The sequence below is a fragment of the Subtercola boreus genome, from assembly GCF_006716115.1.
Classification (GTDB): domain Bacteria; phylum Actinomycetota; class Actinomycetes; order Actinomycetales; family Microbacteriaceae; genus Subtercola; species Subtercola boreus.
This window is the reverse complement of the sequence record NZ_VFOO01000001.1, coordinates 1,131,571-1,145,730: the sequence shown is the minus strand read 5'-3', so window position 1 is coordinate 1,145,730 and position 14,160 is coordinate 1,131,571. Positions and strand designations below refer to the sequence as shown.

At 68.4% G+C, this 14,160-nt stretch carries 13 protein-coding genes; all 13 read right to left on the bottom strand.

The features are described 5' to 3' along the window. Positions 1-25 precede the first annotated feature (25 nt). Positions 26-1,237, bottom strand: coding sequence for a methionine adenosyltransferase (gene metK, locus FB464_RS05345; RefSeq protein ID WP_116414786.1), 1,212 nt, complete (start codon positions 1,235-1,237; stop codon positions 26-28). After that, a complete protein-coding gene (gene coaBC, locus FB464_RS05340; RefSeq protein ID WP_116414787.1) occupies positions 1,230-2,486 on the bottom strand; it encodes a bifunctional phosphopantothenoylcysteine decarboxylase/phosphopantothenate--cysteine ligase CoaBC in 1,257 nt (418 codons plus the stop codon). Before coaBC ends, metK begins: the two co-directional genes overlap by 8 nt. A gap of 155 nt (positions 2,487-2,641) precedes the next feature. Then, positions 2,642-2,908: a DNA-directed RNA polymerase subunit omega gene (rpoZ, locus tag FB464_RS05335; protein ID WP_104243599.1), complete on the bottom strand. Its 267-nt coding sequence runs from the start codon at positions 2,906-2,908 to the stop codon at positions 2,642-2,644. 58 nt (positions 2,909-2,966) lie between these two features. Next, positions 2,967-3,908: a guanylate kinase gene (gene gmk / locus FB464_RS05330; RefSeq protein ID WP_116414788.1), complete on the bottom strand. Its 942-nt coding sequence runs from the start codon at positions 3,906-3,908 to the stop codon at positions 2,967-2,969. Continuing rightward, positions 3,905-4,801 carry an orotidine-5'-phosphate decarboxylase gene (pyrF, locus tag FB464_RS05325; protein ID WP_246092943.1) on the bottom strand — a complete coding sequence of 299 codons (897 nt, stop codon included), beginning with the start codon at positions 4,799-4,801 and terminating at the stop codon, positions 3,905-3,907. Before pyrF ends, gmk begins: the two co-directional genes overlap by 4 nt. Beyond that, positions 4,798-8,136, bottom strand: a complete 3,339-nt coding sequence (carB, locus tag FB464_RS05320) for a carbamoyl-phosphate synthase large subunit (protein ID WP_116414789.1) — start codon at positions 8,134-8,136, stop codon at positions 4,798-4,800. Before carB ends, pyrF begins: the two co-directional genes overlap by 4 nt. Then, the gene (gene carA / locus FB464_RS05315) at positions 8,136-9,305 is read right to left on the bottom strand and encodes a glutamine-hydrolyzing carbamoyl-phosphate synthase small subunit (protein ID WP_246092942.1); all 1,170 of its coding nucleotides are present in this window, start codon (positions 9,303-9,305) and stop codon (positions 8,136-8,138) included. The genes carB and carA overlap by 1 nt, the downstream gene beginning before the upstream one ends. Further along, positions 9,302-9,946, bottom strand: a complete 645-nt coding sequence (locus tag FB464_RS05310; protein ID WP_116414790.1) for a PH-like domain-containing protein — start codon at positions 9,944-9,946, stop codon at positions 9,302-9,304. The genes carA and FB464_RS05310 overlap by 4 nt, the downstream gene beginning before the upstream one ends. After that, entirely contained in the window at positions 9,943-11,298 is a 1,356-nt protein-coding gene (locus tag FB464_RS05305) for a dihydroorotase (protein ID WP_116414791.1), read from the bottom strand. Before FB464_RS05305 ends, FB464_RS05310 begins: the two co-directional genes overlap by 4 nt. After that, entirely contained in the window at positions 11,295-12,293 is a 999-nt protein-coding gene (locus FB464_RS05300; RefSeq protein WP_116414792.1) for an aspartate carbamoyltransferase catalytic subunit, read from the bottom strand. The genes FB464_RS05305 and FB464_RS05300 overlap by 4 nt, the downstream gene beginning before the upstream one ends. Next, entirely contained in the window at positions 12,290-12,919 is a 630-nt protein-coding gene (pyrR, locus tag FB464_RS05295; RefSeq protein WP_116414793.1) for a bifunctional pyr operon transcriptional regulator/uracil phosphoribosyltransferase PyrR, read from the bottom strand. The genes FB464_RS05300 and pyrR overlap by 4 nt, the downstream gene beginning before the upstream one ends. Positions 12,920-13,110: 191 nt before the next feature. After that, entirely contained in the window at positions 13,111-13,533 is a 423-nt protein-coding gene (nusB, locus tag FB464_RS05290; RefSeq protein ID WP_116414794.1) for a transcription antitermination factor NusB, read from the bottom strand. Between the two features lie 14 nt (positions 13,534-13,547). Beyond that, the gene (gene efp, locus FB464_RS05285; RefSeq protein ID WP_116283170.1) at positions 13,548-14,111 is read right to left on the bottom strand and encodes an elongation factor P; all 564 of its coding nucleotides are present in this window, start codon (positions 14,109-14,111) and stop codon (positions 13,548-13,550) included. Positions 14,112-14,160: the final 49 nt, after the last annotated feature.

The following is a 14,160-nucleotide window of genomic DNA, read 5'->3' as shown; positions in this document are numbered from 1 at the left end:
TCGGCGGGGCCTCCGCCGGCCGGGCTCACAAGCCCGCTGCGGCCTGCAGATCGCTCACGCGGTCGAGACGCTCCCAGGTGAAGTCGGGAAGTTCGCGGCCGAAGTGCCCGTAGGTGGCCGTCTGCGCATAGATCGGTCGGAGCAGGTCGAGGTCGCGGATGATCGCCGCCGGGCGGAGGTCGAAGACCTGGCGGATGGCGTCGATGATGCGCTCGTCGGGAACGTGGTTGGTGCCGAACGTCTCGACATAGAGCCCGACCGGTGCGGACTTGCCGATCGCGTAGGCGATCTGCACCTCGAGCTTGTCGGCGAACCCGGCGGCGACCGCGTTCTTCGCGACCCAGCGCATGGCGTAGGCGGCCGAACGGTCGACCTTCGACGGGTCTTTGCCGCTGAAGGCACCGCCGCCGTGGCGGCTCGCTCCCCCGTAGGTGTCGACGATGATCTTGCGGCCCGTGACCCCGGCGTCGCCCTGCGGCCCGCCGATCTCGAAGCGGCCCGTGGGGTTGATGAGGAGGGCGGTGGCGGAGGAGTCGAGCGGCGCATCGGCGAGCACCGGGCGGATGACCAGCTCCTCCACGTCGCGTGCGAGCTGTTCGCTCGACACGCTCGGCGTGTGCTGCGTGGAGAGCACCACGGTCTCGACGGTGCGCGGGATGAGCCCCTCGTAACCGATGGTCACCTGCGTCTTGCCATCGGGCCGGAGGTAGTCGAGCTGCCCCGTCTTGCGCACCTCGGCGAGACGCTCGGAGAGCCGGTGCGCCAGCCAGATCGGCAGCGGCATGAGCTGCGGGGTCTCGGTGGTTGCGAACCCGAACATGATGCCCTGGTCGCCCGCGCCCTGGCGGTCGAGCGGGTCGTCGTCGTGACCCTCTGAGCCACCCGCAGCCTGGCGGGTCTCCCACGCGTTGTTGACGCCCTGCGCGATGTCGGGCGACTGGGCTCCGATCGACACCGAGACGCCGCAGCTGTTGCCGTCGAACCCGATGTCGGAGGAGGTGTAGCCGATGGCGTTCACCCGCTCCCGGATGATCGTGGGAATGTCGACGTAACCCTCTGTGGTGACCTCACCGGCCACGTGCACGAGGCCCGTGGTGACGAGAGTCTCGACCGCGACGCGGCTCGTCGGGTCGACGGTCAGCAGCGCATCGAGGATGCTGTCGGAGATCTGGTCGCAGATCTTGTCGGGGTGGCCCTCGGTGACCGACTCTGACGTGAACAGGCGAAGGTTAGTCATTGTGCTCCTGGTGGTTCGAACGGCCGGCCTCTGCCAGCACATTCAGAATGCTGTGCGCCACTGACAACTTCGAGCCGGTGGCCTCGATCACTATATGCCCGGCCCCATCGAGCACCACGACAGTGTTGCCGTCTGTGGCAAAACCTTCGGTCCAGCCCACCCTGTTGACGACAAGATAGTCCGCGCGTTTGCGGGCGGCCTTCGTTCTGCCGAGCTCCAGGAGCTCCTCCCGGCTGCCGGCGGTCTCCGCGGCGAATCCGACGACGACCTGTCCCGGTGCACGGTTGGCGGCCAGTTCGGCGAGGATGTCGGGGTTCTTCACCAGTTCGAGCGTCAGAACGTCGCCCGTGGCATCCTTCTTGATCTTGCCCTCGGCCACCTCGCGCGGCCGGTAGTCGGCAACGGCCGCGGCCATGATCACGATGTCGGCCCCACCGAGCAGTGCATTCATCTCCGTGCGCAGCTGTTCCGCGGTCTCCACGGGGTGTATCTCGGCACCGCCGGGTACCGGCACCTCGAGGTGGGCAGTGACGAGCGTCACGGTGGCACCCCGGCTCAGAGCGGCCTCGGCGAGGGCCACGCCCTGCTTTCCGCTCGACCGGTTGCCGAGGAAGCGCACGGGATCGAGCGGCTCGCGCGTTCCGCCTGCAGAGAGGAGGATGCGGAGGCCCGCGAGGTCTGCCGTGCCGCGGGCTGCCGCCGCGGCATCCGGAGCCTGCTCACGCGCTGCCAGCAGCGCGAGCCCTGCGGCCACGATCTCGTCGGGTTCGCTCATCCGCCCCGGCCCGGAGTCCGTGCCGGTCAGCTGCCCGACGGCCGGACCGATGAACCGGTAGCCGCGCGAGTGCAGCAGTGCGGTGTTCGCCACCGTCGCGGCGTTCTGCCACATCTCCGTGTGCATCGCGGGAGCGAGGAGGATGGGCGCTGTCGTGGCGAGCACGGTGTTGCCGAGCAGATCGTCCGCGAGCCCGGCGGCCAGCTTCGCCAGGGTGTTGGCGGTGGTGGGCGCGATGACGATGAGGTCGGCGGCCTGGCCGAGCGCGACGTGCCGTACCTCGGCGACACCCTCGTAGAGGTCGGTGTGGACGGTGTTGCGGGAGATCGCCTCGAGAGTCGGTTTGCCGACGAAGCGCAGGGCGTGCTCGGTGGCGATGACCTGGACGCTGTGGCCCGCGAGAACGAAGCCGCGGACGACCCCGACCGCCTTGTAGGCCGCGATTCCCCCGGTGATTCCGACGACGATGTTCATGGCTCTACTCTGGCAGGTCGATGGCGGGCGGGGGAAAGCGAAAGGCCCGCAGTCGAAACGACGGCGAGCCTTTCATTCAGACGAGGACTACTCGAAGATCGGAGCGTTGCTCGTCCGATCCCTATTCGGGGATCGGAGCATTGCTCGTCCGATCCCTATTCAGGGATCGGAGCATTTGCTTTGACGGTCAGCTTGTCTTCGTTGATCTCGTGCAGCGCGATCGACAGCGGCTTGTCGTCGATGCCGGAGTCGACCAGCGGGCCGACGTTGTCGAAGAGGCTGCCTTCGTGCAGGTCGGCGTAGTAGTCGTTGATCTGGCGGGCGCGCTTCGACGCGAAGATCACGAGGGCGTACTTGGAGTCGACCTTCGAGAGCAGTTCGTCGATGGGCGGGTCGATGATGCCGAGGGGCTTGGCTGGCATGGGTGTACTCCTTGAATCGGGGGAAGGCCAGCGCTTCACGCGGCCTTCAGATCGTGCATCAGGCCGGGGCGGGCCGAGCGGAAATATTCATCAAGTCTACGACCTCGCGCGCCGCATCTTCGACCTTGTTGTTCACGACACGGAAATCGAACTCGTTCTGCGCCTTCAGTTCGACCTTCGCCGTGGTGAGCCGGCGCGCCTGTTCCTCGCTCGATTCGGTGCCGCGGCCGATCAGCCGGCGCACCAGTTCGTCCCAGCTCGGCGGGAGCAGGAACACCAGAACGGCCTCCGGTGCGGATGCCCGAACCTGCCGTGCGCCCTGGATATCGATTTCCAGCAGCACACTCCGGCCGGCGTCGAGCGCCTCCTGCACGGGCCCGCGCGGGGTGCCGTAGCGCGAGGAGTTGTGCACGGTGGCCCATTCGAGGAACTCGCCCTCGGCGATCATCCGGTCGAACTCCGCGTCGGTCACGAAGTAGTAGCTTACGCCGTCGATCTCGCCGGGGCGGGGGCTCCGGGTCGTCGCCGACACCGACAGCTTCACCTCGGGATAGTTCTCGCGGATGAACGTCGAGACGGTGCCCTTGCCGACCGCGGTCGGGCCGGCCAACACGACCAGTTGCGGCCCGTCGCCGCGGCTGCCGCCCACGCGGGTCGGGGCCGCAGCACCGGTGCGGGCATCGCCCGTGCGAGTGCCGAGGAACTCGAGCAGCCGCTCCTGCTGGTGCCGACCGAGGCCGCCCACCCGTTTCGAGGGGGAGATGGCCAGTTTCTCGAGAATCCGGTCGCTCCGCACCGGGCCGAGGCCGGGTATGCAGAGCAGCAGGTCGCGCACCCGGAGGCCGCCCTCCGCGCCGGCGGGGTCGCGGAGCCCGGTCCGCACCACGTCGTCGGCGCTCCGCACGCCCGTGACGATGTTCTTCTTCACGTCAGCGCGCGCACGCCGTGCAGCGACCGCGGCACGGGACGCGGCGACCCTGTCGACCTCCGGCGGCTTCATCGGCTGGCCGCCAGGGCGTCGCCGAGCTCGATGGCCTGGCTCTGGATGCCCGCGGCCAGCCCCGAGGGCCCAGCGGAGAGCACCGACCGGGCGACCGCGACCACCGTCGACGGCGTCAGAGCACCGAAGACCGGGCGCACCTCGGCGAACGTGGCGCCCTGGAACCCGAAACCGGGCGCCAGCACCGGCGTCGAGGGGGACGCAGCCAGCGCGTCGCGGTCGATTCCGTAATCGGTGAGGTTCTTCGTAGCTCCAAGCACGAGTCCGATGTTACCGACAGCAGCCGGCGCCCGGTCGTGCCCGTGCGCCGCCGAACGGTTGAAGGTGGAGACTTCGCCGGCGACGAGACCTGCGACCGAGACGGACTCTCCCCCGACGCTGGCCCGCGCGGTCTGCAGCACGAACGATTCGGGATTGGATGTCGCGCTCAGCACGAATGCGCCCTTGCCGGCCCGCTCGGCCAGCTCGAAGACCGGCGTGAGCGACCCGACCCCGGCGTAGGCCGTGAGCGTCACCGCGTCGGACTCAAGCGCCGAGCCCGGCTCCAGCCACGCACGACCGTACGCGGCGGCGCTGGTGCCGATGTCTCCGCGCTTGGCGTCGGCGATCACCAGGAGCCCGGCCGCGCGGGCCGCAGTGAGCACCTCTTCGAGGGCGCTGAACCCGGCTGCTCCGTAGAGCTCGAAGAAGGCCGCCTGCGGCTTCAGGATGCCCACCCGGCCGGCCGCGGCATCCACGACCCGCAGCCCGAACTCGCGCACTCCGGCGGCCGAACGGGGCAGCCCCCACGCGTCGAGCAGGTAGTCGTGCGGGTCGATGCCGACGCACAGCTGGCCGAGCGTCGCGAAGACGCCGGCCAGCCGCTCGCCGAACGGGGTGATTCCCTCTTTCACTGCGCTGCGTTCGCCAGCGCGAGCACCTCGGCCCGTTCGAGGGCCTCGGCGCGTTCCCACGCGTACTCCTGCAGGCTCGTCACGGTGAAGCCCTCCTTCATGCCGTCGAAGGAGGCCACGGCGGCACCGAGTTGCGCGATCGTGGTGAACAGCGGCTTGTCGGCCGCCACTGCCGCCGCGCGGATCTCATACCCGTCCGCCCGTGCCGAGCGCCCCGAGGGCGTGTTGATCACGATGTCGACCTCGTTGCGGTTGATCAGGTCGACGATCGTCGGCTCGGCTGTCGCGGCATCCGCTCCCTGGCTGTACTTCCGGACGATGCGCGCCTTGATGCCGTTGCGGTTCAGCACCTCGGCGGTACCGGCCGTCGCGAGGATCTCGAAGCCCAACTGCTGCAGCCGCAGCACCGGCAGCACGATCGCGCGCTTGTCGCGGTCGCTGACCGACACGAACACCGAACCCGAGAGCGGCAGTCCGCCGTACGCGGCCTCCTGGCTCTTCGCGAACGCTCGGGGGAAGTCGCGGTCGATGCCCATGACCTCACCGGTCGAGCGCATCTCCGGGCCGAGCACCGAGTCGACGACCAGGCCCTCCTTGGTGCGGAACCGCTTGAACGGCAGCACGGCCTCCTTCACCGACACCGGCGCGTCGAAAGGCACGATCGAGCCGTCGATGACCGGCAGCATGCCCTCGGCCTTGAGCGACGCGATCGAGTCGCCCACCATGATGCGCGACGCGGCCTTGGCGAGCGGGATACCGAGCGCCTTCGACACGAACGGCACGGTTCTGGATGCCCGGGGGTTCGCCTCGAGCACGTACAGGATGCCCGCTCCCACCGCGAACTGTACGTTCAGCAGTCCCCGCACGCCGATCCCCGACGCGATGCCGAGCGTCGCCACCTTGACGCGGGCGATGACGTCCTGCCCGAGCGTGACGGGAGGAAGGGTGCACGACGAGTCGCCGGAATGGATGCCGGCCTCCTCGATGTGCTCCATGATCCCGCCGATGTAGAGCTCTTCGCCGTCGTAGAGCGCGTCGACGTCGATCTCGATCGCGTCGTCGAGGAAGCGGTCGACGAGCAGCGGATGCGACGGCCCGACGATCCCCTGGCCGGCGACCCGCTCGAAGTAGTCCTCGAGCGAGGGGCTGTCGTAGACGATCTCCATGCCGCGGCCGCCGAGCACGTACGACGGGCGCACCAGCACGGGGTAGCCGATCTCCTCGGCGACGGTGACAGCCGAGTCGTAGTCGAAGGCCGTGCCGTTCTTCGGCGCGAGGAGGCCCGCGGCATCCAGGATCCCGGCGAACAGCCCGCGCTCCTCGGCGAGGTCGATCGCCTCGGGTGTGGTTCCGAGAATCGGCACGCCCGCGGCCTTCAGGCCCTTCGCGAGCCCGAGCGCGGTCTGGCCGCCCAGCTGCACGACGACACCGACGAGCTCGCCGCTCTGGCGCTCGGCATGGATGACCTCCAGCACGTCTTCGAGCGTCAGCGGTTCGAAGTAGAGCCGGTCGCTGGTGTCGTAGTCGGTCGAGACCGTCTCGGGGTTGCAGTTGATCATGATGGTCTCGTAGCCGGCGTCGGACAGCGCGAACGACGCATGCACGCAGGAGTAGTCGAACTCGACGCCCTGCCCGATGCGGTTCGGGCCGGAGCCCAGGATGACGACCTTGCGGCGCTCCGACGGAGTCACCTCGGTCTCGGAGTCGTACGAGGAGTAGTGGTACGGCGTGAGGGCGGGGAACTCCCCCGCGCAGGTGTCGACCGTCTTGTAGACCGGGCGGACACCGAGCCCGTAGCGGGTGTCGCGGATCTCCTCCTCGGAGACGCCGCGGAGCGCGGCGATCTGCACGTCGGAGAAACCGTGGTCCTTCGCGAGCCGCAGTGTCGCCTCGTCGGCCAGCGGAGCGGCCGCGATCGCGTCGGCGACCTCGTTGATCAACACGATCTGGTCGAGGAACCACGGGTCGATCTTGGTGGCCTCGAAGACCTCCTCGAGGGTTGCGCCCGCGCGGAACGCCTGCTGCACCGTCACGATGCGGCCGTCGGTCGGCACCGCGGCGATCGCCAGCAGTTCCTCCTTCGACAGGTCGTCGGCATTCCCGTCCCAGTGGAACGAGGATCCGCGCTTCTCGAGCGACCGGAGCGCCTTCTGCAGGGCGGTCGAGTAGTTGCGGCCGATGGCCATCGCCTCGCCGACCGACTTCATGGTGGTCGTGAGCGTGGCATCCGCCGCCGGGAACTTCTCGAACGCGAAGCGCGGCACCTTCACGACGACGTAGTCGAGCGTCGGCTCGAACGACGCCGGCGTGACCTTGGTGATGTCGTTCGGGATCTCGTCGAGCCGGTAGCCGATCGCCAGCTTGGCCGCGATCTTCGCGATCGGGAAGCCGGTGGCCTTCGATGCCAGCGCCGACGACCGCGACACGCGAGGGTTCATCTCGATGACGATCACGCGCCCGTTGGCCGGGTCGATGGCGAACTGGATGTTGCAGCCACCCGTGTCCACGCCGACGGCGCGGATGATGTCGATGCCGATGTTGCGGAGGTTCTGGTATTCGCGGTCGGTCAGCGTGAGGGCGGGCGCGACCGTGATCGAATCGCCGGTGTGCACCCCGACCGGATCCACGTTCTCGATCGAACAGACGACCACGGTGTTGTCGGCCGTGTCGCGCATGAGCTCCAGCTCGTACTCCTTCCAGCCGAGGATGCTCTCCTCGAGCAGCACCTCGGTTGTCGGGCTCTGGTGCAGGCCGTCGCCGACGATGCGCCGGAGCTCCTGCTCGGTGTACGCGAAACCCGATCCGAGTCCGCCCATGGTGAACGAGGGGCGGACGACCAGCGGGTAGCCGAGGTCTTCGGCGTAGGTCACCGCCTCCTCGACGGTGTGCGCGATGAACGAGCGCGCGACATCCGCACCGCACTCGAGCACCAGCTCCTTGAAGATCTGGCGATCCTCGCCCTTGTTGATCGCCTCGAAGTTCGCGCCGATCAGCTCGACGTCGTACTTCTCGAGGATGCCGTTCTTGTGCAGGTCGATCGCCGCGTTCAGCGCCGTCTGGCCGCCGAGGGTCGGCAGGATCGCGTCGGGCTTCTCCTTCTTGATGATGCTCTCGATGACCTGCCAGGTGATGGGCTCGATGTACGTCGCATCGGCGAAGTCGGGGTCGGTCATGATCGTGGCGGGGTTCGAGTTGACGAGGATGACGCGCACCCCCTCCTCACGCAGCACCCGGCAGGCCTGCGTGCCCGAGTAGTCGAACTCGCACGCCTGGCCGATGACGATGGGCCCCGATCCGATGACCAGGACGCTCTTGATGTCTTCTCTCTTGGGCATCAGTTGCCTTCCTTACTGATCTCGGCATTCGCTGTGTCGAGGGAGCCGGTCAGCACCATCTCCCGGAACCGGTCGAACAGGTACATGGAGTCGTGCGGCCCCGCGGCCGCCTCCGGGTGGTACTGCACGCTGAAGGCGTTGATGTCGAGGCACCGGATGCCCTCCACCACGTCGTCGTTGAGGCTGATGTGGCTCACCTCGACCCGGCCGAAGCCTTCGGGGCTGTCGGTGACGCCCTCGCGGGGTGCGTCGACTGCGAAACCGTGGTTCTGGCTGGTGATCTCGACGCGGCCGGTGGTGCGGTCGAGCACCGGCTGGTTGATGCCGCGGTGCCCGAACGGCAGCTTGTAGGTGCCGAAGCCGAGGGCGCGGCCGAGCAGCTGGTTGCCGAAACAGATGCCGAAATACGGCACGCCGGCGCGCAGCACGTCGCGGAGCACCTGCACGTGACCTTCGGATGCCTCAGGGTCGCCCGGCCCGTTCGAGTAGAACAGCGCGCTGGGTTCGAGCGCGAGCACCTCCGCCGACGAGATCGACTCGGGGAGCACCTCGACGTCGAATCCGCGGTCGGCGAGATAGTTCAGCGTCGACTTCTTCACGCCGAGGTCGAGCACGGCGACGGACCCGATCCGTTCGCCGACCGCCGGCACGGTGTAGCGCTCGGCGGTCGAGACGCGGCTCGAGAGGTTCTGGCCCGCCATCTCGGCGCCCTCCCGCACGAGCTTCAGCTGGGCATCCGGTGACAGCTCGAAGTCGGGGCCCGAGAAGATGCCGGCGCGCATGGCCCCGGCGGAACGGATGTGGCGGGTGACGGCACGCGTGTCGATACCGCTGATGCCGACCACCTCGTCACGCACGAGGTCATCGTCGAGCGAGCGGGTCGCGCGGAAGTTCGACACGATGCGGGAGGGATCCCGCACGACGAAGCCGGAGACCCAGATGCGGCTCGACTCGAGGTCTTCGTCGTTGGTGCCTGTGTTGCCGATGTGCGGGGCCGTCATCATGACGATCTGGCCGGCGTACGACGGGTCGGTCAGGGTCTCCTGGTAGCCGGTCATGCCGGTGGCGAAGACGGCTTCACCGAAGGTACGCCCGCGGGCGCCGTACGCCCTGCCGGTGTAGCGGGTGCCGTCTTCGAGAACGAATACTGCCGGTTCGGTGGCGATCACGCGACCTGGCCTTCCTGTTTCGGGGTGTCAGTGGGGTTGCCGGGGTGTCGGCTCGGGAGGTGCGACTGTACGGTGCTGAGCACGCGCACGCTGTCGGCCTGGTCGAGGATGCGCACGTACGACTCGATGTCGGCGTTCGAGGGGCGGTCGCCCGCAGCTGCGGCGGCGAGGATGACCTGCTTCTCGCGGCGCGTGGCACCCGCGGTCGCGGCCACGGTGCGGGCCTTCTCGTCGCCGACCAGCGGCGTGGTCCAGTCGAGGCGCACGAGGCCACCCGACTCGACGACGCGGTCGATGGTGAAGGTCGAGGTTCCGATGGACCGGATGTTGCCGTACGGAACGTAGACGTCTGGCTCACCGTTGATCGAGAGGGTCACGCCCTTCTCCCAGACGATGAACGTGCCACGGCCCCGGAACGCGAGCCCCGGCAGCACGAGCCGCTCGAGGGGCTTGTTCGCGGGCGTCGTCGCCACGTAGAGCATCGGCGCCTCGAGCAGCAGGGCACCGGCGTCCTCCGGGGTGACCGCGGCTGCGGCGAAACCGGCCTGGCGCTTCTTGCGGGCGCGCCAGCCGAGCACCATGGCGAGGTAGAGGACGACCAGGAGGGCGATCACCGGGAGGGCGAGAACCAGGGTGTTCACAGTGCTGTACCTGCTTTCTGGGTCGCAGCCGAAGCTGCGACGATGTCGCTTTCGAGCACCCGGGTGCCCTGCACCGTCGGGTACCCGTGGTGGAACGTGTGCTGAACACGGCCCGAGAGTGTGCGGCCGAGGAACGGGGAGTTGTGGCTCTTGCCGGCCAGCCGGTCGAGCTCGAAGGTGCTCGACGCACTCGGGTCGTGCAGCGTGAAGTTCGCGGGAGCGCCGGTCTCGAAGGTATGACTGTGGCCGGCGAGGCGGCCGATCTCCGCGGGGGTGCGGGAGAGCACCCGGGCGATGTCGTCCCACCCGAGCAGGCCGGTGTCGACAAGGGCCGTCTGGGCGACGCTCAGCGCGGACTCGAGCCCGACCATGCCGAAGCTCGCGGCATCCCACTCCGCCTCCTTCGACTCCGTCGGATGCGGGGCGTGGTCGGTCGCGATGATGTCGATCGTGCCGTCGGCCAGACCCTCCCGGAGGGCCCGCACATCCTCATCGCGGCGAAGCGGGGGGTTCACCTTGTAGCGGGCGTCGTAGCTCCGGATCAGGTCTTCCGTCAGCAGGAGGTGGTGCGGCGTCGCTTCGGCCGTCACGACGATGCCGCGCGCCTTGGCCCAGCGGATGACGTCGACCGATCCCGCGGTGGAGATGTGGCAGACGTGGAGTCTCGCGCCGACGTGCTCGGCGAGCAGCACATCACGGGCGATGATCGACTCCTCGGCGACGGCCGGCCACCCCTTCAGGCCGAGCTCGCTGGAGAGGGCGCCCTCGTTCATCTGGGCGTTCTTGGTGAGCCGCGGATCCTGTGCGTGCTGTGCAACGACACCGTCGAACGTCTTCACGTATTCGAGGGCGCGGCGCATCAGCAGGGAGTCGTGCACACACTTGCCGTCATCGGAGAAGACCCGCACGCGAGCCTTCGAGTGTGCCATCGCGCCGATCTCGCTGAGCCGCTCCCCGGCGAGACCGACCGTGACAGCGCCGATCGGACGCACCGTGGCGTAGCCCGCGTCGTCGCCGAGGGTCATGACCTGCTCGACCACGCCGGCCGTGTCGGAGACGGGGAGAGTGTTCGCCATCGGGAACACCGCGGTGAATCCACCGGCGGCAGCGGCCCGGGTACCGGTCAGCACCGTCTCGCTCTGCTCGAAGCCGGGCTCGCGGAGGTGCGTGTGCAGGTCGACGAGGCCGGGCAGCGCGATGAGGCCGTCGGCGTCGATACGGATCGCACCCTTCGTGCTGGCGCTTTCCGCGCCTCTCACGATGCGGAGGAGCCGGCCATCCTGAACCAGCAGGTCGGCGCGTTCCCCCGTCGGGAGGGTGGCACCCACAATCAGGTGTGTCGGCGTGCTCACGATGCTTCCTTTCGTTCGACCGATGGTGACTGGCCGGACATCAACAGGTACAGAACGGCCATGCGGATCGAGACCCCGTTGGCGACCTGTTCGAGCACCGTCGACCGGGGGGAATCGGCGGCGCCCGCGGAGATCTCGAGGCCACGGTTCATCGGTCCGGGGTGCATGACAATGGTATCGGGGCCGAGGCTGGCCAGCCGCGCGTCGTCGAGCCCCCAGATGCGCGAGTACTCGCGGGCGTTGGGGAAGAAGGCGGCGTTCATCCTCTCGCTCTGGATGCGCAGCATCATGACGACGTCAGGCTGGGCGTCGCGGATCGTGGCGTCGAGGTCGTAGCTGATGGTGGCCGGCCAGGCGGGTGCCTGTCCTGCGCCTCGCGCCCCGTCCGCTCCGAAGGGGATGAGCGTCGCCGGAGCCACGAACGTGACGTGCGCACCGAGGGTCTCGAGCAGCCACAGGTTCGAGCGGGCGACCCGGGAGTGCAGGATGTCGCCCACGATCACGACGCTCACCCCGTTCAGGTCGCGGCCACGGCTGGCCCCTCCGTAGAGTCGCCGCCTCATCGTGAACGCGTCGAGCAGGGCCTGGGTCGGATGCTCGTGGGTGCCGTCGCCCGCGTTGATGACAGGGGCATCGATCCAGCCGCTCTCGGCGAGCAGCAGAGGTGCGCCGCTCGCGTGGTGGCGGATGACCACCCCGTCGGCGCCCATCGCTGCGAGCGTCTGCGCGGTGTCCTTCAGGCTCTCGCCCTTCGAGACGCTGGAGCCCTTGGCGGTGAAGTTGATCACGTCGGCGCTCAGGCGCTTCGCGGCCGCCTCGAACGAGATGCGCGTGCGGGTGGAGTCCTCGAAGAAGAGGTTGACGACAGTCTTGCCGCGGAGCGCGGGCAGCTTCCTGACCTCGCGGTCGTTGACGGTCGCCATGTCCTCGGCGACGTCGAGGATCTGCAGCGCCTCGTCGCGGCTGAGCGATTTCGTCGACAGGAGGTGCCTCACCGGGTGCCTCCGTCGGGCTCGTCGCTGCCCTCGTCGAACGCGTCGTGGAAGACGCGCGGTGCGGCGTCGCCGGTCACTCGTGTCTCGTCGCGAGGCCCTTCGATGCTGACCTCTTCGAGCTCATCCACCTCGCTCAGCCGCACGTTGATCCGCTCATCGGTCGACGTCGGCAGGTTCTTGCCCACGAAGTCGGCGCGGATCGGCAGCTCACGGTGCCCCCGGTCGACCAGCACGGCGAGCCGCACCACACGGGGCCTGCCGATGTCACTCAGCGCATCCAGAGCCGCGCGGATCGTGCGCCCCGAGTACAGCACATCGTCGACCAGCACCACGGTCTTCCCGTCGACTCCCCCGGCCGGAATGTCCGTCGGCTGCGGGGTGCGGGTGATGTTCCGAGCCAGGTCGTCGCGGTACATCGTCGCGTCGAGCGCGCCCACCAGCGACGCCGGGGCGTCAGGTTCGATGCGCTGGATGATCGCCGCGATGCGCCGGGCGAGGAACACGCCCCGCGTCGGGACCCCGAGAATCACGAGACCGCCGGCCCCCCGGTTGGACTCGAGGATCTCGTGCGAGATGCGGGTCAGCGCCCGCGAAATGTCAGCCTGAGACAGCACAGTGCGCGCCATGACTCGGACTCCCTTCTCCGTCTCACAGTACGGCTCTTAAAGGTTGTCGTGTTCCCCCCACCCTACCAGCCGCCCACAGTCCCGGTTCTAACGGGCGTCGCTCAGCCGACGTGCCCTCGTATAGAGCGTCGTCTCCGCCCGCCCTCGTCCGTTTGCACGCTACGGCGAGGGAGCGAGCGCCTCACCCGACGCTAGTGGGCGACGCCCTTGGTCTGGGCGATCTTGGCCAGGATGCCGTTGATGAAGCCGGCGGAGTCGTCGGTCGACATCGACTGGGCGGCTTCGACCGCCTCGGCGATGGCCACGGCATCCGGCACGCCGTCGTTGTAGAGGATCTCCCAGATGCCGATGCGGAGGAGCGCGCGGTCGACGTGCGGCATGCGGCCGAGGGTCCAGCCGACGGCGTAGGTCTCGATGAGCTCGTCGATCTCGTAGCCGTGCGCGACGACCCCGTCGACGATCTCGCGCGCGTACTCCCACGAGGCCTCACGGGCGGGCTCCGTGAGGGCCCTGGCCGCCTCCGCCCCGAGGGATTCGTTGATGGAGATCTGGCGGACATCCGCCGCGTACAGGATGTCGAGCGCCCGCTTGCGGGCCTTCGTGCGTGCACTCATGGAGGAAGGCGGCCCTAGTCGCTGACGCGGCCGAGGTAGTCGCCCGTACGGGTGTCGACCTTGACCTTCGTGCCCTGCTCGAGGAACAGCGGCACCTGGATCTCGTGCCCGGTCTCGACGGTGGCGGGCTTGGTGCCGCCGGTCGAGCGGTCGCCCTGGAGGCCCGGCTCGGTGTAGGTGATCTCGAGGATCACGGATGCCGGCAACTCGACGTAGAGGGGGGCGTCCTCGTGCAGCGCGATGGTGACGGGCTGGTTCTCGAGCATGTAGTTCTTCGCGTCGCCGACGACCTTGTCGGTCACGCTGAGCTGCTCGTAGGTGTCGTTGTCCATGAACACGAAGTCCTGGCCGTCGTTGTAGGAGTAGGTGTAGTCGCGGCGGTCGACGTTGGCCGTCTCGATCTTCGCGCCAGCGTTGAAGGTGCGGTCGACGACCTTGCCCGAGAGCACGTTCTTGATCTTGGTGCGCACGAAGGCGCCACCCTTGCCGGGCTTGACGTGCTGGAACTCGATGACAGCCCAGAGCTGGCCGTCGATCTTCATCACTACGCCGTTACGGATGTCGCTTGTCGAAGCCATGGGAGAGGTGGATCCATTCGGTTGGGAGACGTGCACGCCTGTGAATCAT

Coding starts and splice junctions, on each gene's coding strand:
- metK (WP_116414786.1), bottom strand. CDS start 1,237: ATGACTAACCTTCGCCTGTTCACGTCAGAGTCGGTCACCGAGGGCCAC.
- coaBC (WP_116414787.1), bottom strand. CDS start 2,486: ATGAACATCGTCGTCGGAATCACCGGGGGAATCGCGGCCTACAAGGCG.
- rpoZ (WP_104243599.1), bottom strand. CDS start 2,908: ATGCCAGCCAAGCCCCTCGGCATCATCGACCCGCCCATCGACGAACTG.
- gmk (WP_116414788.1), bottom strand. CDS start 3,908: ATGAAGCCGCCGGAGGTCGACAGGGTCGCCGCGTCCCGTGCCGCGGTC.
- carB (WP_116414789.1), bottom strand. CDS start 8,136: ATGCCCAAGAGAGAAGACATCAAGAGCGTCCTGGTCATCGGATCGGGG.
- pyrR (WP_116414793.1), bottom strand. CDS start 12,919: ATGGCGCGCACTGTGCTGTCTCAGGCTGACATTTCGCGGGCGCTGACC.
- nusB (WP_116414794.1), bottom strand. CDS start 13,533: ATGAGTGCACGCACGAAGGCCCGCAAGCGGGCGCTCGACATCCTGTAC.
- efp (WP_116283170.1), bottom strand. CDS start 14,111: ATGGCTTCGACAAGCGACATCCGTAACGGCGTAGTGATGAAGATCGAC.